Genomic DNA, 22,533 nt, shown 5'->3' with positions numbered 1-22,533 from the left:
TTATTTCAAAGCTTTGATGTGTAAATCCACGGCGCCTTTAATGTCTGTTGAGATTTCTCCCAAAATACCTGCATTGATATTCTGTGCAGTATAAACCTTTACAAAGTCGATGGTTTTAAGCTCAACCTTATTTCCGTTTTTATCTACTGCCCAAGAGATATCAAAGCTGTTGTAGCCTTTATTTTGATAATCATCTCCTACCGAGTAACTATCTGTATAACCCCACTCAAATGGCTTATTGATAATCAAGCCCGAAGTGCTTAAACTGGTAGAAGGTAATAAGGTACCTTTAAAGGTGATTTTTTCTTGATTGGCAGCAAATAATGGATAGTGGTTTTTATTTTTATTTATATTTTTAACTGAACCTCTATTCCCTTGATTATCCACCCATTCTACATCAGTAAAAGCTTTAGGATTGGTATAGGTAATCTCGTAATTTTTAATGGTTGTTATTTTAGCATATTCACTACCAGCTAATTCATACCATTCATCATCAGGCAATCCATTACCGTTTTTATCCTGGCTTACCATTACAATGCCATGTTCCGCAGAAGCGTTGTTCGGTCCTGTTGGATTACCATAAACTCCCAAATCGTAACCCTCGTTATTTTTCACCGAGTGGTCGAAACCAAAAATGACATAACCTCCAAAACCACCTAGTGAAAGTAGGTTATCAGTACTTCCTATTAATTTTTGCGCTTGCTCCAAAGAACCTAAAGTAGGCATGTTAATATGCTGTCCTGGGGCTGGCAAATATTCAAACACGCGGCTGATGTACATGCTGCTGTTGGCTCCAGGATCAACTACGGGCACTGGTACATTAATTTGATAAGTGAAGGTAAAACTTCCTTGTGCGTTGCTACCGATATAGGTTAAAGTATAATCACCTGCCGAAGTTGGTTTAAATATATAAGTAGCTTCTGTACCTACTACAATATTATCCAGCTTCCATTCGCTAGTAATGGTTTTACCGCTAGGGATCACTACCGAAAAGCTTTTTTGGGTATTTACCTGTACGGTTAAGGTCTTTTCTGTAACCTGCATACTTAATGTTGGGAAAGCTTCGTCTTTGTCTTTTTTACAAGAGAAAAATAAGGTTACGGCTAATAAGGAAAGTAAAAGTATTCGTTTCATTTGGGTTTGATTTGTTAAAAGCAATTTGATTTAGCTGTTTTTTGAGGTAGTGCTCATTATCAAGACTTACGAAGTTTTAAAAACTTCGTAAGTCTATTGATGGATTTACAATGATTTATAAACGTATTTGTAGGTATAGGCAAAGGCAGCATTTTTCGGGAATGAATTTGTTTCAAACTCGTAAAGTTTTTTACCCTCTTTGCCATACACCGCGGCTTTACTCACGTCACTTTTAGCAACTACTACACTATTGTCAAATGGATTGATGGTTAAACCATAAGGTGTGTCTACACTGCTTCCATCAGTAATTAAATCTGCTCCTAATTTACCAGTGGTAAGATTTAATAATTTGATACTTGGTGTACCGTAGATGTCCTTTGCTACCCAAGCTTGATCTTTTTGAATAGCAATAGTTTCCAAATTATAATCTTCAGTTTGCGTAACGGCATCAGTAGCACTACTAATTTTTTGCATCGCTGGATTCAAAACTTGATATATGCCCAACGAGGTCACATACAGGTCTCCTTTCTCAGTAGCCACTATTTTAGAAGGATTGTAATGCACTGTGATTTCTTTAACCTTAGCAAAGGTGTTAAGATCTATCACAACGACTTTATCATTTAAGGATTTCGGGTACTGAAAATTATTAGAACCAGCCACGTACAATTTTCCATTAGCAACAGCAACACCTTCCAATGCTTCTGCATTGTCAGCACCATTTTTTAACTGTAGTTCGGCATCTATATTTAAACTTGTGGTATCAATACGGCTAATTTTACCATCATATCTGCTTACGTAAGCTTTGTTTTTATAAAAAGTAATAAAACGAGGATAATATCCAGTAGTAGTACCATTAAAAGCAATACGCTTAATCGTTTTACCCGTATTAACGTCCATCACATCTACAAATGACTCGGCTTTATCGTCTGGACCTGTTACTACACAATATAATTTGCTTCCATACTGTTTTAAATCGTTAGCATTTTTGCCAAGAGCTTTACCATTTACCTGATTGTAGTAATCTTTTACAACTGTTTTCTTAGCAACGTCATAATAACTAATAGAACTATTGGCGCCAGTTGCACTATAAGTTCCTTCATTAAGGATATAAATTCCTTTGGTACCCGTAATTTCTTGCGTAAGCAAAATTTCACGTTCGTTGTCTTTTTTACAACCGGTAAGCAAAGCGGCTAATACCGAAATGCCAAGGGCTGTTCTTTTTAATTTGTTTATCGTGTTCATTTTTTTATGTTTCATTTTATTATTTAACAAAAACCATGTGTGCGGGTATATCTCCCGTAGTAACCGACCATTTTAATTTACCATCAGGGGTGTAGCAATGCAACTTGCCTGGGCTAACGTAGTCCTTGGCGTCGGTAAGGTAAATCTCTTTGGTATAAGGGTTCACATTAATACCATAAGGCAGTAATATGCTATTTTGTGTACCATCGCTTACAAAAGGTCTACTTAAAAGCAGTTCATTCTTTACATCAATGGTGTTATAGCTAATCGTATTCTTTTGTTGGCTTTGGTTCCATTCGGTAGCAATCACATAAGCCACGTCATCATCAATAGCTAGATTGCTCGCAGCCAGGTCAAAAGTTCTTTTTACTTTTTCCGTTTGGGTATCTACCACCAACAGTTTAGAAGGGACATTGTAGTAATCGCCTCTTGAAGTCACATACAAATCGCCATATTTATCGGCCTTTAAACGATGTAGGTTAATGGCCACGTCAATGCGTTTGGTTTCTGTAAAGGTATTCAAGTCAACCACCGACACGGTACGCTCGTAATTATTAGGACTGTAGCCTCCCGAATTGGCCACATATAACTTATTGTTCACTACCGCCAGTTCTTCGGGCTGCCTACCTACGGTTACCATGCGGGTAATGCTAAGCGCCGTGGTATCAATTTCGGCCACTACACCATTTGGCGAGTTAGGATCGTACACTTTACCTACATAAGCACTTACATAGGCTTTTCCGTTAGCAAACGTAACGTACCTGCCATTAATGAGATCAACCTGCCCCAAACGTTTGCCCGTTTTCACCTCCAATACTTCTACTTTGTTGGATAGGTTAACCACTACATAAAGTTTGTTACCATACAGGCCAATATCGTTGGCTACATCGCCCAAACCTTTGGTAATTTGTGGGTTCACTTGGTTATAAAGGTTACGGGTATAAAGGCCGTTACGTAAATCGAGGTAATCTAGCGAAGCTTTGTTCATGCTCATATTGCCTTCGTTTACCAAATACATTCCTTTTAATACCGAACCTGGATCGGCTTCTACCCTACTGATTTCTGCAGGCAGTGGAGCGGGGTCTTTTCTACAACTTACCAGTCCCGTTAATAACAGCAATAAAAATCCTAATCGTTTCATAAGCGGTACTGAAGGGTTAAACGATAATTACGGCCCGGCATTGGGAAGTTTGGTACGACATCATAATACTGATTGAGCAAGTTGTTTACTTCGCCAGTAATTTCAAATTGCTGCTTGGCTATGGCAAAGGTGTAGCCCAATGCAGCATCATGGGTGTACCACGGCTGCATATAGTTGTAAATCAAATTGGCACGTTGGTTATAACGAGAACCTGTATAAATAAAGCTATAGTTCAGTTTCCATTGCTTATAATCTAACCTTCCCAAAAAGGAGCCGCTGTGCTTAGGAATATAAGGGATTTGATTGCGATAGCTTTCGTCACTCTTATCGGTTACGTCAATGGCTTGTTGGTAGGTATAATTAAAACCTAGGCCCAAATGCAAGCGCTTCGCTAAATCAATCCCCGTTTTCACATTGGCTTCTAAACCTTTTACTTCTACCCTGCTCACATTGTACATGACCCACCTGAACAAGTTGGCACCAGGTTGTGCAATAATTTTGTCTTTTACGGTATTGTAGTAAGCATCTGCCTGAAACTCCAAATATTTGAAACGACTTTGGTCGAAAACCGTGGCGTAGGTAAATCCAAGGTCGTATTGCTTGGTGTATTCTGGTCGCAACAAGGTATTTCCGCTAAAGGTATAGTACAAATCGTTAAAGGTAGGCATGCGGAAAATATCCTTATAAAAGCCTCTAATTCTGAATGCTTGATCCTCAAACACCTTCCACGAGAACAGGAAAGTTGGACTAAACACCTGTTTGTTGCCACCCGCTTCAAAGGCCTGCACTTCTTCCCTAATGGTAGTACTCAACAAGTTTCCCTGCAAGGTTAATCGGTTAGTGGTGTATGCTGCGCTAATGGCATTTAAAAAGCTATGTCGGGTAGGGTACGCAAAGCGATAAAGGTTGGCATCCAAATCCTGCAATTGATAATCGCTGGCCAAAGCTAGCTGCCATTGTGTGGTGACATTATATTTAAGTGCTGCTGATAGATAGGCTTCTTTTTCGTAAAACCTGTTATCCAAGTAACCATCAATGCGGATGTACTCCGGATCGATATAACGGGTTTGGTCGTAGGCTAGTTTTGCGTTAAGGAGCAATTCAAATTTATCTAAGCGTTTTTGAAAGTTGCCTTGTAGGAAGAAATTTTTGTCCCAGATGCGTTGTTGGTAATCGAACTTATTGGAAATGATGGCACCTGGCAATCCGCGTTCGGAGAGAAAGGAATATGCTTGTACATTCCAACTGGCACTATCCTTGGTTCTACCGAATAAACCTGCCTGTAACCTAAAACGTTCTACATCGCCATTGCTCCTCACCGCAGTGGTATCAAAAACACCATTGGTCAATCTAAACTTGTATCGGCCATTGGCACGGATGTAAGAAGTGCTTACACTGCTCCACAGGTTATTGTTGATGCGTTGCTGGTAGCTGATATTTGGATTTACGAGTCCGAAATCGCCTATTTTCAGTTCGGTGTTTAGGGCGTAGTGCTTTTCTGAATCGAAACTTGGGGTTTTGGTTTTAAGGAAGATGGCACTTGCCGAGGCTACCGATTTAGCAGGCTGCAACAGGTTGGGGTTTTGTCCACTTAACAGGGATATTTCTTCGATGTTGTCCAAAGCATACTTCCCTAAATCAACCTGTCCGTTTTGAGCATTGCTTAAAGCTACGCCATCCAAAAAAACGCCTGTATGGTTACTGCCCATACTACGGATGTTAACGGTTTTCAATCCGCCAATGCCGCCATAATCTTTCAGTTGAACGCCAGAAAAGTACCTCAAAGCATCGGCAACAGATAAGCTATTGAGCCTTTTCAGTTCCTGTGCCGTCATGATTTGTTGCGGTACTGGGGAGAGGTGCTGCCTGCTTAAGCGATAACGTAAGATATGTACTTCCTTCAGCTGGTTGGCCTTGGCCACGCTATCGGTCTTTTGGGCATAGGCCTTGGGTAAACCTACGTAAAGCAGGCCCAAGGGCAACAAGCAACGAAATAAGCTTAGCCGAACTACGGCTTTTCTTTTAACCATTTTTTGAGGTGAACTATTCCCTCACAGCAACAGAAATTAAGGAGCTAGTAATTTACTGGCACATCACTCCTAGCTTCAATCCCCGAAAGCTATGAATTATCGTGCTAAAGGCAGGTCTTCTGACTTACTCCCTGTTTGCTGCCTTCCCATGTTACCAATGTTTAACATAGTGGCCGTAGATTAGCAAACAGTTAAAGAGCTTACAGCTGCGGGACAGTTACGGATTTACACCGTATTCCCTTTTAATCCCCAGGCGTTACCCAAGGGAACCAAAAGCGATGCAAAGGTAATGGATTTGATGGTGAGTTGCAAATATGTTTGGTTCACTGGTTTGTTTCGGCTATTTGGTTATTCTAAGTGCGCCGAAAGCTCTCCTCGCCTATTTCCCTAAATGTATTCCCAAGCCTAGTTCAAAGCTTCCATTGGTGTAGTTTCCCAATGCCGAGGTTTGTGTAGTATAAGTGGCTAATATTCGGTATCTTTTCTTCAAATCCATACCTAGGCCAAAAGTGGCACTTTTACTGCTATGATACAGCCCGCTCAGCATCAGTTGTCCATCTTCAAACCACAACGCCCCGCCCATATCAAGCACACTATCAAAACCTTTAACACCCCGGTAGGCTACTTTGGGTTCCAGTTCCCAACTTTGATTGGCCGCAAGACCAAACCTATATCCTGCCGCAGCGTAAAAGGTTGCCACATCTACCAGCCCGTTTTCGCTGTTGCCCCGTAACAATCTATCCAAATTAGGTAATGCTGCTTCTAACCTTAAGCCATTGTAGGTATAGGCAATGCCAAAATCACCATCCAAATAAGCATTACGGTCGTTATAACGTTGTGCCGAAAGATCATCGGAACGTCCCTGAATATCTTCTAAGGACAGGCGTTGCTGAGAAACACCCACCGAGAGGCCAAAGTGTAAAGCCTGTTTGGTTGAAAGAGGCAAATGATAGGCATAACTGCCCAATGCCCGTAACTGGCGTTGCAGCCCAGTCCTATCCAAATAAAGATTAACGCCCCAACCTGTGCGGTTTTTACCATAGCCAACCGTAAGTGCCTGCTGCTCGGGAGCTCCAGGCATTTTGCTCCACTGACTTCTGTAACCTAAGGACAAGTCAAGCCCCTGGCCAACCCCTACCATGGCCGGATTGGCCAAATAGGGATTTTGGAAATATTGTGCCGATAGCGGTCCCAATTGTGCTTTTACCTGTAAAACAGCAAGCATCATGGTTAAGCTTAGGATATTGATATATATGTTTTTTCTCATGATCTCTGGTTCTTTGTTTGTTAGTTCACTGGCTCATCAGTTCATTAGTTTGTTTATTCACCAGTTTATTAGGAACTGGCAACTACCTATCTCTTACTAAAGTGATATAACCTCTTAATATCTTTCCAGCTCCCAAATCAATGATATAGTAATAGGTACTTTCGGCCAATGGCTGTCCGTTGTACGTACCATCCCAATTATTTTCGTAACCTTTTTTGGTATATACGACCCGGCCTGCCTTATCAAAAATGCGTACCATGGCTTGCGGATACATGTCAATGTTATCCACTTTCCATAGGTCGTTCACACCATCTCCATTAGGGCTTAAAATATTGGTGGCTTTAAGGATAGAAAGATCGTCAACTACTGTAACCATATAGCTTGTTGTAGTACTGCAACCATTAGCATTGGTTACGGTTACCGTATAAGTAGTATTGCTTGTTGGCCTAATGGTTAAGGTAGCGTTGTTTTGACCAGATATTATGCCTTGCGCATTGGCCCAGCTATAAGTGTTGCCACCAGAAGCCACCAGTTGCATGCTAAGGCCTTTGCCAATGGCCCCGGCCTTACTTGGCACAATAGACACACTGGGCAGTGCATTTACCCTTAGGGTACCAGGGGCATATACCAATGTATAATTATCCGAAGCTCCACCAGTTACGTTAATAACATAATTGCCGGCCTCGCTATTGGCATTAGCCGCGGTAGTAGCCTGAGGTTTGCTGGTTAAACTATTTTCGTTATCAGTAAATTTAAAACCATTGTAGCTGAGTCCAAAATTTGGATTGGTTTGTCCAAAACATCTGGAAGCATTAATTGCCGTTACAGTAAGTGTGGCCCTATTGATGGATAGGTTGGCTCCTGTAAACGTAAGCGCATAGTTTGTTCCGGCGGTTAAAGTTCCCTGTGTAATGGGATAGGTATTTACATTTTCGCCATTGGTCCTGGTGAGTGCGCCCGTTATGGCATCTGTACCAATTAGGCCCGTAGCGAGGTAGGTTAGGGCTGGATCAGCCTCTCCATAGTTTTTGGCCTTTGCTTGCGCAACAATACTCAACGAAGCTGGGGTAATTGCGGCCGTAGTGCTGGCCGTGGCATTGAATGTGTAGTTCCCTGCATCGGCACCCGAAATGCTGATCCCGGAAACCGAAACCGTTTTACCACTTCCTACATTTTTATTGTCGAAACTAGCAACGGCATAGGCTATCGTAATTGCATCTCCGGCAAAGGCATTGTGAGTTAAATTCACCGTGGCACCTGCATTGCCGTTGTACACCTTGTTGTTGCCCGTGGCAGAAACCGTTAGGGCAAAAGGCGTAATATTGGCCGTAGTGCTGGCCGTGGCATTGAACGTGTAGTTTCCCGCATCGGTACCTGATAGGGCAATATCGTTAACCACAATGGTTTTATTGTTGCCAACATTCCTGTCGCCAAAAGTAGCTGAGGTATAGGCAAGCGTAACCACATCGCCAGCTAGCGCATTGGAACTAAGGTTCACCGTGGCATTGACAGTGGCATCATAAATCTTATTATTTCCCGTGGCGGTAATGGTTAAGGCCTTGGGTTGTATAACGAGTGCAAAAACCTTATCGGGAGCAGCAGAATAACCATTGCCACCTGCCTGGCTAGCAGTAATATTTACCGTACCTGCTTTTTTAATCTTCAATTTCCATTTATTACCATCGCTTGCATCTTGATAGGCTTCGGCAATGTTGTTGTCGGTAGAGACATAGCTCACCGTTAGGCCAGAGCTTGCTGTAGCCCCTGGTTCAAAATCGGCATCGCCATAGGTTTTGGAAAGGTTTGCCGCGGTAATGGTTTGGGGTTGGATGGAGGATTCATAGGCCCCCAAGTCAATATTACTGCCTATCAAACGTGCATTGCCGTCTAAATCTTTGGTAGTGGCATTTAATCCCACAAATAATGTTTGGTCACCCGCATTAATGATAGCACCTCCGGCCTTAGGTCTGTAATCTCCACCAATAGATAAAGCTGGTGAGAGTGGAGCTACGAATAGGTCAGCAGCAGTTCCGTTAAAGGTAATAAGTCCTGCACCTATAGCGTCCTGTATCAAACTATTTCTATAAACCGGCACATCAGTAGTACCCGAGTTATTTACTACGCCTGCACTATTGCCAAAAACCACCGTATTTTGCAGTTGTGGCAATGAAGTGTTAGTATTATAAATTACCCCATTTACATTGGCTTGATTACCACTAATGGTCACATTGGTTAAAATAGGCGATGAATTGGAATTGTAAAGGGCAGCGCCATTATTAGCCGCGTTACCACTAATCAATACATTGTTGAGCACAGAAACTGCTCCGTTGCTGTTAAATATAGCACCTCCGTTTGCATCCGCACTGTTTCCAGTAAAGATGACATTATTTAACATTACTGTTTTGTTACCCAAGTTGGCTAAACCGCCGCCTCCGCCAGATGTTCCCTGCGAAGCATTATTACTGATGGTGACATTGTTAAATTGTGCTTCTGAGGATGAATTGACAATAGCACCACCGACACGACTACCTGTTACCAAATTTCCTGTAAAGCTACAGTCAGTAATTGTTGGATTTGAATTAACGTTATACATTGCACCTGCTCCTTCACCGCCCCAACCCTGACCAGGAAAATTAGTGCTTCTATTATTCAAGAATTGACTTTTAGAGATGATTGGTGCCGCTGTGGTTGCTCCATTAGATGTATCTATATAAATGGCTCCGCCCCTACCAGTTTGCACATGATTATATTGGAAGATACAATTGGTAACCATCGGGCTCGATGCGGTAATGTTCATACCTGCACCATAACCTTTTTGTATCGAAAAGGTATTTACTATAATACTGTTACCGCTTCCATTACCACCGCTTACTACAAAACCATTGAGCTCTGCCACACCTACCTCACCCACGGATAGCGCTACATGATGGGCGTTTTCACCATTACCTGCAAAGTTGAGCGTAGCTCCTGAACCTGTCACCACATCATCACCATTAAAATCGCCACTTAAAATACTCTTATTAGCTATAATAGAAACATCTCTTTGAGCTAAGGCTGTTTCTGTTCCTGCAAAACCACCATAAACCTTTACATCTTTAACCAATAAAAAAGCATTATCTCTGCCCTTGTCAGTTCCAAAATTCACACCATCTTCGGGGCTATACATGGGTTTATAGGTACCGCCTGCTACCCAAATTTGCTTAATATTTGTATTGTTTTTAGCAGCTTTGAGGGCATCGGCCAGTTCGCCTATGGCATTGCTCCAGCTGTTGCCAATCCCTGTGCTTCCTTTCTTGACATACAGCACGCCGTTAACATCAGGTATGATGGGTATGGTTTGGTTTTCGTAAGGACCTAAATCTATGGTTGTGTCAAACAGACGGTTGTTTCCTGCCAAATCTTTATCAGTGGCTAAATTGCCTCCTGCTGTAGTATATAGAGTATTATTGCCTTTATTCTGGGCGGGGCTTCCGTTACGCAAGGTATAGTCGCCAGCGGTAGATAGCCCCGGAGACCGAGGATCCACAAACACTTCACTTGCAAGGCCACTAAAACTTTGCATGTTGGTGCCGATGGGGTTACCCTGTACCATGCTATTGGCATACACAGGCACATCGGTGGAAGCGCTCGCATTAACAACACCTGTGTTGTTGCCATAAATAATACTGTTGTTTATTTTGGGCTTGGAGGCATTAAAGTTATACATGCCCCCACCATTGCTAGCGGTGTTGCCGGCGAGAGTTACATTGGTCAAACTAGGGCTGCCATTGTTAAACATACCCCCGCCAGAGCTGACAGCTGTATTTCCGCTGACGATTACATTGGTCAAACTTGGACTGGAGAAACCATTGTTGTACATACCCCCACCGGAGTTGGCGGCCGTATTGCCAGCAAGAGTCACATTGGTCAAACTAGGGTTGGAACCATTGTTGAACATACCTCCGCCAAGGTTGGCCTTGTTGCCAACAAGGTTCACATTGGTCAATCTGGGACTGGAACTAATATTGCAGATTCCACCTCCAGCGCTGGAGGTGGTATTTCCACTGACGATTACATTGGTCAGAATGGGGTTAGAACTAACGTTATACATGCCACCGCCAGCGTTGACAGCTGTATTTCCGCCGAGGGTTACGTTAGCTATAATGGGGTTAGAACTAACGTTATACATGCCTCCACCAGTATCGTTGCTAAAGATCGAGTTGCCCAAAACAATGTTGCCTGTTCCATTAGCCTGCCCTCCTGTAAGGGTAAAGCCATTGAGTTCAGCAGTACCTACATTACCCATAGCTATCATGATATGGTAAGCGTTATTGCCGTTAATGGTGGTGCTAATACCATTGGTTAGTACATCATTATTATCTATATCGCCGCTTAGTATGGTTTTGTTAGCATCAGGGTTGCGGTTGTTTAGCCCAGGATTGCCGATGGTGGGGAAACCGCCATATAGTTTTACATTGTTCACCATTAAAAAGGTGTTATCTCGGCCTTCATCGGCAAAGTTGGCCCCATCGCGGGGACTGTACATCGGTTTGTAGGTACCCGCAGCCACCCAAATTTCTTTAATAGCGGTGTTGGTTTTGGCTGCCTTAAGAGCATCGGCCAGTTCACCTACTGCGCTACCCCAACTGCTACCGCTACCTGTGCTTCCCTCTTTTACATACAGTACGCCGTTGGCATCGGGAGTAATGGGAATAACTGCTTTTGACCAAGTGAAGGCATCAAGGCACATATAAAGATAACCCCCGGTAGATTGGAGTTGAATTTCATCAATAATCGTATTACTGTTATTTTGGCCATTAATGTTTGCCAAATCAATTAAGGTAAACCCATTGTTAACACCAGTTGTTCCAGTTGTTGCATTAAAAGTGGTATTAAAGCCGGATGATTTTGTAGTTGTAAATTGGGTAACTCCTCCCAATTTTCCGGTAATGATCAAAGTTCCTGATGAATTAGTTTGATTTAATGCGGTATTACTTAAAAACACCCAAAACTTCGATACGGTGAACCCCGAACTACTCTTCACACTGAAAGAAGGAGCATTGATATTGGTTGTTCCTGTATTGTCTATATATACATTATCAATGGCAGTTCCACTCCAACCTGTATTGGGATAGTTTGACTGAATCCTAAAGGTTCCGGCTTGCGAAACAATGTTAAAGGTATAGCCATTATCAATAAAGGAGGTGCTGCCACCACTCGAGGTTTCAAAAGTTACAGTGCTGGTTTGCGCACTAACAATTGTAATGCCACCTAAAAGAATAAGGATAGCAAATAGTAGAAGTTTCTTCATATTTTGAGGTTTAGCGTTATGATTGTGGGGAAATCAATCGACGACCTAAGCTATGAATAAACCACTGTTTCGGCAAAAGATATCAAGCGGACAAAAAGCGGACAAGCTCATGGGCCATCGCAAAGCTATTATGAGATGATGGAACCCTGCTTTGGAAACCGCACAACAAGCAACCGATTGCCCAAAAGGTAGGTGCCAAAACATGGTAGATTGGCCATTTTTTTTAACGAGGTTAAATGGAAGGTGCACAATAGATTGAGAAGGATATTTAAACCAACTATGCACCAATACTCTGGTTCAAATGATTAAATAACCAGTCTTTGCTCAACTAAAAAACCAACTAACCAGGCAAAACCCCTATCTTTAAGCTATCAACAAGCACAAACATGCACAAAACCATTTTTTCATTACTTCTATTGATTAGTTCCAGTACCATGGCGCAACAAATTGATACCGTTTTTTTAAAGCAACTGTTGACTAGCAAGCCCGAGCTATTTTCAGGGGTACTTAACCACCCCAACAAAAATGAGGTACAGGTGATGTATACACAGGTAAACCGCGACAAGAACAATAAGCCCAGCTTTAAAACCTTTGGCTATCGGGTTAATCCCAAACATTACTTTTATCCGGCCAGTACCGTAAAGCTTGCCGCTGTTATTTTTGCCTTGGAAAAAATAAATGAGCTTAAAATAAAAGGGCTAAGTGCCTATAGCACCATGATTACCGATACTGCTTTTAAGGGCCAAACACCGGTAACCAACGACCAAACATCGCCCGATGGCAAACCAAGTATAGCCCATTATATCAAAAAGGTATTGCTTACCAGCGATAATGATGCCTACAACCGCCTGTTCGAGTTTATTGGCAGGGCCGAAATCAATGCCAAGCTTAAAAAGTATGGCATGACCGAAAGCCGGATCCTTAACCGCTTAGCCATAGGCGATGGCGGCGAACGGGAAAAGAACACTAACCCCATCCGCTTTTACGAGGGCGATGTTCTTGTTTACAGTCAGCCACCTCAATACGACCCCAAAAACTATCCCTTGGATTTAACCAATCTTATTGCGGGCGTGGGCTACATGGATAGCAGGGAACAATTGGTGAACAAACCTTATAGCTTTGAAAACAAGAACGTGTTTACCATTAAAGACCAGCAATGGTTAATGAAACGCCTGATGATGCCCGAAGCTTTTGCTCCCAAGGAAAGGTTTAACCTCTCGGCAGCCGACTACCAGCTGATTTACACTTACATGAGCAAATTGCCCACAGAAAGTGATTATCCTAAATACGATGCCAGGGAGTTCTGGCCTACCTATGCCAAGATGCTTTTTTACGGAAGGGACAAAAATGCCGTGATTGAACCCAACATCCGCATATTTGATAAATATGGCGATAGTTATGGCTTTATCATTGACAATGCCTATATCGTTGATTTTAAGAACGGTGTAGAGTTTTTCCTTACCGCCGTAGTACAAAGTAACGAGGACGGTATTTATAATGATGGCAAGTATGAATACGAAACCGTTTGCTATCCTTTCATGAAAAACCTTGGCCGCAGCATTTACGAATATGAACTGCAACGGAAAAAAGCGCACCAGCCTAATTTAAGCAGGTATGTGATGGATTATAAGTGATCTGGATTGATTGGGTCATTGGTTCATTTGTTCATTTCATCAACCGCCGTCGTTGGCGGCTCCGACAACGTAACAAGTACAAAAGTCCCTATGTCGATAAAACCTATTTGTTAGGCATGGAAGTAAAAAGCAGTTGCCCGCCTCCCCAATGCGGCAACATCATCGTCGTCGGCGGGGACGCCAACCTGGCCAGTACAAAAACCGATGGTCATTGGTTGATTGGTTCATTGGCTCATTGGTTCATTGGCTCATTGGTTCATTGGTTCATGTAATTAACCGCTGTCGTTGGCGTCCCCGCCAACGTAACAAGTACAAAAGTTCCTATGCTGATGAAACCCATTTGTTAGGCATGGAAGTAAAAAGCAGTTGCCCGCCTCCCCAATGCGGCAACATCATCGTCGTCGGCGGGGACGCCGACGTGGCAGTACAAAAACCGATGGTCATTGGCTCATTGGTTCATTTGGTCATTTCATCAACCGCTGTCGTTGGCGGCCCCGCCAACGTAACAAGTACAAAAGTCCCTATGCTGATGAAACCTATTTGTTAGGCATGGATGTAAAAAGCAGTTGCCCACCGCCCCAATGTGGCAACATCATCGTCCTTGGCGGGGACGCCAACCTGGCCAGTACAAAAAACGATGGTCATTGGCTCATTGGTTCATTTGGTCATTTCATCAACCGCTGTCGTTGGCGGCCCCGCCAACGTAACAAGTACAAAAGTCCCTATGTCGATAAAACCTATTTGTTAGGCATGGAAGTAAAAAGCAGTTGGCCACCGCCCCAATGTGGCAACATCATCGTCCTTGGCGGGGACGCCAACCTGGCCAGTACAAAAAACCGATGGTCATTGACTCATTCGTTCATTGGTTCATTTGTTCATTTGTTCATTTGTTCATTTCATCAATCGCTGTCGTTGGCGTCCCCGCCAACGTAGCAAGTACAAAAGCTCCTATGTTGATAAAACTTATTTGTTAGGCATAGAAGTAAAAAGCAGTTGCCCACCGCCCCAATGTGGCAACATCATCGTCGTCGGCGGGGACGCCGACGCTGCAGTACAAAAACCGATGGTCATTGGTTCATTGGTTGATTGGGTCATTTGTTCATTGGTTCATTTGGTCATTTCATCAACCGCTGTCGTTGGCGGCCCCGACAACGTAGCAAATACAAAAGTCCCCATGTTGATAAAACTTATTTGTTAGGCATGGAAGTAAAAAGCAGTTGCCCACCGCCCCAATGTGGCAACATCATCGTCCTTGGCGGGGACGCCAACCTGGCCAGTACAAAAAACCGATGGTCATTGGCTCATTGGTTAATTGGTTCATGTCATTAACCGCTGTCCTTGGCGTCCCCGCCAACGTAACAAATACAAAAGTCCCCATGTTGATAAAACCTATTTGTTAGGCATGGAAGTAAAAAGCAGTTGCCCGCCGCCCCAATGTGGCAACATCATCGTCCTTGGCGGGGACGCCAACCTGGCCAGTACAAAAAACGATGGTCATTGGCTCATTGGTTCATTTGGTCATTTCATCAACCGCTGTCGTTGGCGGCCCCGCCAACGTAACAAGTACAAAAGTCCCTATGCTGATGAAACCTATTTGTTAGGCATGGAAGTAAAAAGCAGTTGCCCGCCGCCCCAATGTGGCAAGATTTAGGCATAAACCACGTAAATTTGAAAGCCAACACATTTTTTGATGCTTACCCCGGTGAACTTAATGATCAACCAGTACAAAAACCTGAAGGAAAACACCACTTTCGGATTTTACGTAGCGGTTAAACGCAAGCATATTTCCATGGTTAGACCAAACCACTGCACCGTTTAATTGCGTGGGCGCTTCATATCTGGCAGTTAAACGCTTGGGTGTACCTGTAGCAATTTCGGCAATGAATACGCTCTGATCGGCAATGTAAGAAAGATACTGGCCATTAGGGCTGATATTGATTGGACTGGTAATCGAGAACTCATGATGGGTGATCTGCCGTACAGCACCACCGTTGGGCGACACGGCAAACACCTGCACAGTACCCTTTTCATCTTCCGAAAGAAAAAAAATCAAATTGCCATCAGCGCTGCTGCGCAACCAATGCCTTGGCCCCTTTACACCTTTTTGGCTAAAGGTAATACGCCGCTGGCTGATGTTCTGCGGCACCGAAGGCCTTGTATTTTCCGTACCTGCTATACTTTGGTTAAAAGAAGCCTGAGGAATGTCGTGAGGAATATCGGCTACAAAAACCTCGGTAATGGTATTGCCCTGGGCATCTCTCACATTGCCCTGATAGGCTATGGCCTTTTGCTGACGGGTACCATCAGGCTTAAGATATCCGTCTTTTCCAATCCAACATTCGTCAAAAGCTTTATCAATTTCATTGCTGCCAGGCTTAGGATTTTCGGTTACCGTTGCCGCCAGCACACTGAACATTTGGCCCGAGTTGTTTTCTACATTGGCGGTGTCAGGTACCTGCACCTTTTTGGGGAACATGATTCCAATGGTGCGCAAATCTTTTACCTCAGGGTTGGTTTTGGCCAGTTTGGCCAGCACATCATCGTTATAGGTATAACTGATCATTTGGCCGTCGGCACTCCAAGAGTGGGCATGCGTACCTCCTCTCAGCGCACCCGGTGTAAATGGAGCTTCCACGTTGCGGGCATCCATAAAAATGGGCTTTTGTGGCGCCTGTATATTGATGGCCACCCCGGTACGGCGGGTAAAATCATAAGGTTGATTTTGGTTAGCGTTGCGAATACCGTGGATAAAAATAACCTGGTTGGCTACCGGCGAGAAGCTTGCTGCCCCAACTCCGGGGCCATGTATGCTTTGGTTGGCGGTACTGTAAAGCAATTTTTCCTCGCCCGTACCTATATTCACCATGGCAATGCTTCCCGTGATCTTGATGTCCCCATCATTATTTCGGTGATCAAAAACGATCCATTCATCATTGGGCGAAAATACTTGGCCCGTATTTAGTGTGTGCCCGTGGGCACTGTAGGTCAACTGAATTTCTTTCGATTGGAACATCGATTTTACTTTTTTTTTGTTCTGGGGTTTAACATATAGTAGAAATGGCCATCCTCGGCGCCAATCAACAAATCCGGGATGCCGTCTTTATTCCAGTCAACCGTGGTTGGGCTGGTGTCATGCCCGGCCAATACCAGTTCATCCAAATAGCCTTCATCTTTAAGAAATACCTTACCGTTTTTGGTTCCTGTATTTTTAAGGAAAGTGGCATTTTTACTGTTGGCCACCAAATCCAGTACCCCATCGCCATCCCAGTCAACAATGGTAAACTTCCGTCGGCCACTTTGGCCAAAGTTACCATCATTTAACCTTAATGTACCAGGCAGGCTGTCCTTGATACTGTGTTTTTGATCATAGGCGCTGTGCTTGGTGCCTTCAAAAATTCGTTTACCTGGCTTTAACCATAATTCGTTGCCTTGTTTAAAACGTTCAAAGAAAGTTAAATAACCGCCCGTATCCAGCATTACAATATCATTGAGCTTATCCTTGTTCCAATCTATCACGAAAGGTGTGGTACGCCACTGCGTTACCAAGGTTTGAGGCTTTGGGTCCCACCAGTTCCAATGCGGTTTATGTCCTTTGGCATTGGTTTCCCACTTCACTTTCACGTTTTGTGCCCTGCCCAATTTGGGCGCTTTGGCAGTGCCGATGTTTTTGTACCACAACACTTCGCCAAAAATAGAGTTGACCACAAGATCTTTCAGGCCATCGCCATCCCAATCGGCCACTGAAACTGTGGTATAGCCCCATTTGGCTTCGGCAGGGCCTTGGATAGAGCCGTTATCGCCCGCCTGGATACGGATTATCCTGCCCTCGCTTTCAAGCAATTTGGGAGCGGCCCATTTAGGGCTTTGGCCGTTCATGCCCAGGTTTTCGATAAAGGCCACATAACCGGCCGAGTTGCCTACAATAAGGTCATCATCACCGTCGTTATCCCAATCAACGCCTACAGGTGTTGCTAAGGCACCAAACTTCACATTATCGGCCTTTTGTTTAAAGTAATAAGGTGATTTAAATACAGGCATGCCATTTTTCACTTTGCCAGTGTTCTCTATCAGCGCTACCCGGCCATCTTCATCTCCTACAACGAGGTCTACGTCACCATCACCATCCCAATCAACTGCGGTTGGCAAAATCATTTCCAAGTCCATTTTAATGATACCAGCGTCATTTTGGAGGTATCTGCCCTTGGCATATTTGGGCTGGCTTTTGGTTCCAATATTTTCAAAATAGGTCATCTTATCCAAAAACTCGCCACAAATGATATCCAGATCGCCGTCGCCATCAAAATCGGCAAAGTTTGGCGAAGGCGCACCGTATACATCAATCTCTTTGCCTTCGGCTTTTAAACGTCCTTTGTTCTCATATTTTCCATTTTTGTTTTCGATCAGGTAAAGAAAGCCCCTTAATGGCCCGTTGGTCCAAACGCCTTGTTTGTTAAAAGCATTATCCCAACCATAATCGCCCCAGTCATCAATTCCCACAATGATATCATCATCTCCATCGGCATCATAGTCTACAAATTTCCATTGGTTAAAACGGTTGCGGCCTTTGAGGTCTTTTAAAATAGAATCAGCAGGAAATAGCTTGTTTTTCTTTTTACCCAGGTCGGCTTTAAAGTTGGGCAGTTCAACGCCTGGCGTGGTGTAGCGTGGCTTGCCATTGCTGTATGAAATCTGGATGTTTTTAACTGCTGGGCCAAGTTTTACCGGCTTTTCGAATACCGGGATTTTAGCTCCCGATTTGTTTTCGAACAACCAAAGGCCGTTGAAAGGTTTATCAGGACAGGAAACCAACAGGTCCATATCGCCATCACCGTCCCAATCTACCGGCACTGGCCAAGCCCACAGGCCTACCCCCAAGTCAACTACCAGGTTAGGGTTGTTATATTTAAGGAGCTGAAGTTTGGGTTCTTCGGCATACTTTGATGGGCTTTCTTTCTTTAGGGTAAAGGCCAGCAAACTGGCCGAAGCCATAAGGGCAATACCCAGCATCCATTTTTGTTTCATTTGTTGGTTCATTGGTTCTCTAGTTCATTGGTTTAACCGGATAATTGACTATGGCTATCGGTTCATTCCGCTCCGGCCATTTTAGCCTGTTATCCTGCGCATAACCAAGGATGACAGGCACTGGTCAATTACTTTTCTGCTGATTTTTTGTCTGGTCTTTTGTTCCCTAATCCATTACATTGGAATTACCCAGTTATCTGTACGGAACGACGAAGCTGGCAGACCATGTTCGTTTACCAAATCGCCCAGCGCCCAAGCTTTGAAAGCATAGCGCACCGATACCGGCTCTGGTACCTCGCTTGCGCTTACTACAATACCATCTTTGGTAATTACGGCCTTGGCCGGATAAAACACCTGGTTTTTACCTGCCACTTCAAAGTTTGATGATTCTTTCGCATCACCAATAAATTTCAGCTGTTTTGCATGGTCGAATTTCAAGGTAACTTGTGCGCCGTTAATACGTTGGCTTTTATAAACAGGGCCTTGGTAAGCAACATTTTTCAGTCCGTAGCTTTTATTTAGGGCGATGAATGAAAGGCGATCGCTAACGGATTGTTTATCTGGCGGGTGGATGGTGTTTTGTGCACCAACATCCATAATTACGGCCATTCCGCTGTTGGGGATCATATTTTCGGCTTTCAATTGTGCTTCACGAAGAAACGGAACTTTTGGCTGTAACTCGAGCATTGCTTTTGAAAGTTTCTCTGTTTTGGAAATATAAGGGGCAATTTGTACATAGTAGAAAGCAAAATTGCCAATTCCCCAACGGTTTCTCCAATCCTTTACCATATCTGGGAACATTTTCAAATAGTTTTGGGGCTCGTGCCTGTTTTGCTCGCCCTGATACCAGATGACTCCTTTAATGCCAAAACCTATCAAAGGATTAATCATAGCATTAAATAGTCCTGTAGCAACATTCTTGTCTGCTAGTGCTGTATTATTTGCTTCTGGAATTTTCACTGCGGGATATGGTTTTAAGCTTTCTGCGCTCATCCAAGCTTGAACTAGCGTACCGCCCCAAGCCACTTGGATAATCCCGATAGGCACGTTTAATTTCTCTTGCAAGGTTTTGGCAAAACCATAGCCTACCGCACTAAAGTCGGTTACTACCGATGGCGAAGCCGCTTGCCACTGTCCTTTCACCTCATTTAAGGGATTGGACCAAGTTACCTTTTCGCCCAGAAACAATCTGATTTTATCGTTAGCAGCGTTTTTGATGGTTTCTTCGGAATTACTTACCGGTTGGTCCTTAAATCCCTTTAAGGGCATTTCCATATTAGATTGTCCCGAGGCTATCCAAACTTCTCCGATCAGGATATTCTGCAATTTGGTTTCCTCTCCATCATTAATGGTTACGGTATAGGGGCCGCCGGCAGCTGGGGTGGCCACTTTAACCCGCCATTGGCCTGCCGTAGGCATTACCTTGTAGGTTTTGCCGTTCCAAGAAGTAGTTAACACAATTTCTTTTGAAGGGTTGGAGCTACCCCAAATGGCTACTTCGGTGTTTCGTTGCAATACCATCCCATTTGAAAATACCGATGGTAGTACCACTTTGGCCTCAGCGGCCTTTGAAAGAAAAAATAAGGATAGTGCAGCTAAAAATAACTTGAATTTCATATCATACATCTCTATTGGTTGTTCATGCTACGCAGGTAAATTCATAGAACTTTATTGTGCCTACGGTGTAGCATTTGGCTAATTTAGTGGTATCCTACAAAATTAGTGTTACTTTTCTTTCCCAATTTTTATACTATCTTATCATGCTTCTTTTAAAATATCATTTAAAGGGCTTTAGCTATAAAAAAAGGGACAGGTCTATTGCAACAATTGACCTGTCCCCTATTGAAATTTAATCGGGTAATTTAGTTACCCGCTGTTTTGGCTTCTTCTTTTAGTTTGGCGTTAATTTCCGCCACTTTTTTCTTTTGCTCGTCGTTCAAAAAGCCCATCATCGTATCGTTTCTTTCTTTCACTACCTCTTTGATGGCCGCCTTTTTTGCTTTTTCGTCAAGACTGGCATCTTCATCAATTTTCTGTCTCTTTGCTGTAGCCTCTTTTTTTACTGCAGCAATTTTTTTAATCGTTTCTGCATCACAACCAATTTCGGTAAGCGAGGCCTTGTCCCAACCAAAAGAAGTTTTCTTTTTAGGGGCATCTTGAGCGTTTGCAAATACTACGGTAAAACACGCAATAAATAGCGTAAACAATAATTTTTTCATTAAGAATTTATATTTAATTGTTTAAATATATTCAATAACTGAATACATTGTATTGGTTTTAATACTTTTTAACAAATTATTTTTTGCCGTATGCTGGGGCAAACCAATTATCGGTTCTAAAGGATGAAGCTGGCAGGCCTTCGGCGTTATACAAATCGCCCATTACCCACATTTTAAAGCCATAGCGTGCGGCTACCGGCTTTGGTACCTGATCCGCCTGTAGGATTACCGTATTGCCCTTAACCTGAGCTTTTGCGGGGTGAAATACCTTGTCGGCCCCGGCTAGCTCAAAATTGATACTGGGCGTATCAAAAGCTTTCAATCCATTTTCGGCATGTTCAAAATTAAGGATAAGCAGCCTATCCTTTACGGTGAAGCTTTTATAACTTGGGCCAGCATAGGGTATTTCTTTAAAACCATAGTTTTTATGAAGTGCGATGGCGGCCAAACGTTTGGCTACTACAGGTTTGTTTGCCGGGTGGATTATCTTTTGCTCGCCCGCATCCAAAGTAACTGACATGGCCGTATTAGGTACTGAAAGCTGGGTGTTGTATTGCATTTCCCTAAACAAGGCCGAAAGCGAGATCTGTTCTCCATCTTTTACAGATTCTATAGGAGCCAACTGCACGTAGTAAAACGGAAAGTCGCCAATGTTCCAGCGGGTTCTCCAGTCGGCAATCATTTTTGGGAACATTTGTGCGTATAAGTCTGGTTCGCGGTGGTTACGCTCTCCCTGATACCACAGCACGCCTTTAATGCCGTAACCAATTAATGGATTGATCATTCCGTTGAACAGGGCCGAAGGTGCATTCCGGTCTGTTTTTTGCACGGCATTAGCTTCCTTTAGGGGGTATTTATCAAATCCTTTCAGGGCTTCGGCGCTCATCCACGACTCTACACCTGTACCGCCCCAAGCAGACTGGATAATAGCTACTGGTACTTGTAGCTTTTGTTGCAGTTCAACGGCAAAAAGATAACCCACGGCACTGAAAAGGCGTATGGCAGCCGAATCAGCTACTTGCCAATTTCCACGCATGTGATCTGTTGGTGCTCCCTTGGCTTCCTTAATTGTTCTGAAAACATGGATGTTTTTGTTGGTGGCATTTTTGAAAATCTGGGCTGAGTTTAGCACAGGCTGATCTTTAAAGCCTTGTACTGGCATTTCCATGTTAGACTGTCCTGATACAAGCCAAACCTCACCAATCCAAACGTTGCTTAGTTGGGCATTATCGCCGTCGTTAATGGTAATGGTATATGGCCCACCGGCCCTTGGTGTAATGAGTTTGGTTTTCCATTTACCGCCGGGGTCGCTAGTTATTTGATATTTCTTATTGTCCCACGAGGTGGTAATGGTCAATATTTTTAAGGGGTTACTGCTATTGCCCCAAAAATTTACTTGTGCTTGTTGTTGCAATACCATCCCATTGGCAAAGAAACTAGGCAGGGTAATTTTTGCCATGGATAATTGCGATTGGAGCAAAAAGCAAATCAATATGGTTATGATTTTATTCATGTTAATTAATAGTTGGATAATGGTTTGTTATAAAGTCACTC

The 22,533-nt window shown here is 43.4% G+C and carries 15 protein-coding genes and 1 riboswitch; of the genes, 4 read left to right on the top strand and 11 right to left on the bottom strand.

Going from position 1 to position 22,533, the window contains the following annotated elements; translation table 11 throughout:
- From DUT71_RS03575 to DUT71_RS03550, 6 genes are all read right to left on the bottom strand, one after another.
- The gene (locus DUT71_RS03575; RefSeq protein ID WP_113661171.1) at positions 1-1,134 is read right to left on the bottom strand and encodes a PKD domain-containing protein; all 1,134 of its coding nucleotides are present in this window, start codon (positions 1,132-1,134) and stop codon (positions 1-3) included.
- A 105-nt stretch (positions 1,135-1,239) separates the two neighbouring features.
- Positions 1,240-2,391 carry a DUF5074 domain-containing protein gene (locus tag DUT71_RS03570; protein ID WP_113661170.1) on the bottom strand — a complete coding sequence of 384 codons (1,152 nt, stop codon included), beginning with the start codon at positions 2,389-2,391 and terminating at the stop codon, positions 1,240-1,242.
- Positions 2,392-2,395: 4 nt separating this feature from the next.
- The gene (locus DUT71_RS03565; RefSeq protein ID WP_113661169.1) at positions 2,396-3,517 is read right to left on the bottom strand and encodes a YncE family protein; all 1,122 of its coding nucleotides are present in this window, start codon (positions 3,515-3,517) and stop codon (positions 2,396-2,398) included.
- On the bottom strand, positions 3,514-5,547 hold the full coding sequence (locus DUT71_RS03560; protein WP_113661168.1) for a TonB-dependent receptor plug domain-containing protein: 2,034 nt from the start codon (positions 5,545-5,547) through the stop codon (positions 3,514-3,516). The genes DUT71_RS03565 and DUT71_RS03560 overlap by 4 nt, the downstream gene beginning before the upstream one ends.
- Positions 5,548-5,639: 92 nt before the next feature.
- A riboswitch (cobalamin riboswitch) is annotated at positions 5,640-5,836 on the bottom strand.
- A gap of 90 nt (positions 5,837-5,926) precedes the next feature.
- Positions 5,927-6,814 (bottom strand): PorP/SprF family type IX secretion system membrane protein, encoded by an 888-nt coding sequence (locus DUT71_RS03555; RefSeq protein WP_113661167.1) that lies wholly within the window; start codon positions 6,812-6,814, stop codon positions 5,927-5,929.
- 82 nt (positions 6,815-6,896) lie between these two features.
- Positions 6,897-12,104, bottom strand: coding sequence for an MBG domain-containing protein (locus tag DUT71_RS03550; protein ID WP_113661166.1), 5,208 nt, complete (start codon positions 12,102-12,104; stop codon positions 6,897-6,899).
- A gap of 386 nt (positions 12,105-12,490) precedes the next feature.
- Here DUT71_RS03550 and DUT71_RS03545 point away from each other — a divergent pair, with 386 nt between their 5' ends.
- The 4 genes from DUT71_RS03545 (at position 12,491) to DUT71_RS03530 (ending at position 15,389) form a co-directional block, all read left to right on the top strand.
- On the top strand, positions 12,491-13,738 hold the full coding sequence (locus tag DUT71_RS03545) for a serine hydrolase (protein ID WP_113661165.1): 1,248 nt from the start codon (positions 12,491-12,493) through the stop codon (positions 13,736-13,738).
- Positions 13,739-13,854: 116 nt separating this feature from the next.
- Positions 13,855-14,010 carry a hypothetical protein gene (locus DUT71_RS20330; RefSeq protein WP_205313837.1) on the top strand — a complete coding sequence of 52 codons (156 nt, stop codon included), beginning with the start codon at positions 13,855-13,857 and terminating at the stop codon, positions 14,008-14,010.
- 109 nt (positions 14,011-14,119) lie between these two features.
- A complete protein-coding gene (locus DUT71_RS03535) occupies positions 14,120-14,671 on the top strand; it encodes a hypothetical protein (RefSeq protein WP_162795930.1) in 552 nt (183 codons plus the stop codon).
- 469 nt (positions 14,672-15,140) lie between these two features.
- Positions 15,141-15,389 carry a hypothetical protein gene (locus DUT71_RS03530; protein WP_113661162.1) on the top strand — a complete coding sequence of 83 codons (249 nt, stop codon included), beginning with the start codon at positions 15,141-15,143 and terminating at the stop codon, positions 15,387-15,389.
- A gap of 57 nt (positions 15,390-15,446) precedes the next feature.
- Here the strand turns inward: DUT71_RS03530 and DUT71_RS03525 are convergent, their stop codons facing one another.
- The 5 genes from DUT71_RS03525 to DUT71_RS03505 all read right to left on the bottom strand — a co-directional run bounded on the left by DUT71_RS03525 (position 15,447) and on the right by DUT71_RS03505 (position 22,492).
- Positions 15,447-16,751, bottom strand: coding sequence for a DUF3748 domain-containing protein (locus DUT71_RS03525; protein WP_113661161.1), 1,305 nt, complete (start codon positions 16,749-16,751; stop codon positions 15,447-15,449).
- A gap of 5 nt (positions 16,752-16,756) precedes the next feature.
- On the bottom strand, positions 16,757-18,760 hold the full coding sequence (locus tag DUT71_RS03520; protein WP_240186840.1) for an FG-GAP repeat domain-containing protein: 2,004 nt from the start codon (positions 18,758-18,760) through the stop codon (positions 16,757-16,759).
- A 174-nt stretch (positions 18,761-18,934) separates the two neighbouring features.
- Positions 18,935-20,377: a sialate O-acetylesterase gene (locus DUT71_RS03515; protein ID WP_113661601.1), complete on the bottom strand. Its 1,443-nt coding sequence runs from the start codon at positions 20,375-20,377 to the stop codon at positions 18,935-18,937.
- 245 nt (positions 20,378-20,622) lie between these two features.
- Positions 20,623-20,979: a hypothetical protein gene (locus DUT71_RS03510; RefSeq protein WP_113661159.1), complete on the bottom strand. Its 357-nt coding sequence runs from the start codon at positions 20,977-20,979 to the stop codon at positions 20,623-20,625.
- Between the two features lie 76 nt (positions 20,980-21,055).
- Entirely contained in the window at positions 21,056-22,492 is a 1,437-nt protein-coding gene (locus DUT71_RS03505; protein ID WP_113661158.1) for a sialate O-acetylesterase, read from the bottom strand.
- Positions 22,493-22,533: the final 41 nt, after the last annotated feature.

It is taken from the genome of Pedobacter nanyangensis, from assembly GCF_003313505.1.
Classification (GTDB): domain Bacteria; phylum Bacteroidota; class Bacteroidia; order Sphingobacteriales; family Sphingobacteriaceae; genus Pedobacter; species Pedobacter nanyangensis.
Note: the sequence above shows the minus strand (reverse complement) of the source record. Positions and strands in the feature narration are given on the sequence as shown.

Bases quoted from the DNA above. Each gene is read 5' to 3' on its own strand.
- DUT71_RS03575 (WP_113661171.1), bottom strand. From the start codon at position 1,134: ATGAAACGAATACTTTTACTTTCCTTATTAGCCGTAACCTTATTTTTC.
- DUT71_RS03515 (WP_113661601.1), bottom strand. From the start codon at position 20,377: ATGAAATTCAAGTTATTTTTAGCTGCACTATCCTTATTTTTTCTTTCA.
- DUT71_RS03535 (WP_162795930.1), top strand. From the start codon at position 14,120: ATGCGGCAACATCATCGTCGTCGGCGGGGACGCCGACGTGGCAGTACA.
- DUT71_RS03555 (WP_113661167.1), bottom strand. From the start codon at position 6,814: ATGAGAAAAAACATATATATCAATATCCTAAGCTTAACCATGATGCTT.
- DUT71_RS03545 (WP_113661165.1), top strand. From the start codon at position 12,491: ATGCACAAAACCATTTTTTCATTACTTCTATTGATTAGTTCCAGTACC.
- DUT71_RS20330 (WP_205313837.1), top strand. From the start codon at position 13,855: ATGGAAGTAAAAAGCAGTTGCCCGCCTCCCCAATGCGGCAACATCATC.
- DUT71_RS03550 (WP_113661166.1), bottom strand. From the start codon at position 12,104: ATGAAGAAACTTCTACTATTTGCTATCCTTATTCTTTTAGGTGGCATT.
- DUT71_RS03570 (WP_113661170.1), bottom strand. From the start codon at position 2,391: ATGAAACATAAAAAAATGAACACGATAAACAAATTAAAAAGAACAGCC.
- DUT71_RS03530 (WP_113661162.1), top strand. From the start codon at position 15,141: ATGGAAGTAAAAAGCAGTTGCCCGCCGCCCCAATGTGGCAACATCATC.
- DUT71_RS03525 (WP_113661161.1), bottom strand. From the start codon at position 16,751: ATGTTCCAATCGAAAGAAATTCAGTTGACCTACAGTGCCCACGGGCAC.
- DUT71_RS03560 (WP_113661168.1), bottom strand. From the start codon at position 5,547: ATGGTTAAAAGAAAAGCCGTAGTTCGGCTAAGCTTATTTCGTTGCTTG.
- DUT71_RS03520 (WP_240186840.1), bottom strand. From the start codon at position 18,760: ATGAAACAAAAATGGATGCTGGGTATTGCCCTTATGGCTTCGGCCAGT.
- DUT71_RS03510 (WP_113661159.1), bottom strand. From the start codon at position 20,979: ATGAAAAAATTATTGTTTACGCTATTTATTGCGTGTTTTACCGTAGTA.
- DUT71_RS03565 (WP_113661169.1), bottom strand. From the start codon at position 3,517: ATGAAACGATTAGGATTTTTATTGCTGTTATTAACGGGACTGGTAAGT.
- DUT71_RS03505 (WP_113661158.1), bottom strand. From the start codon at position 22,492: ATGAATAAAATCATAACCATATTGATTTGCTTTTTGCTCCAATCGCAA.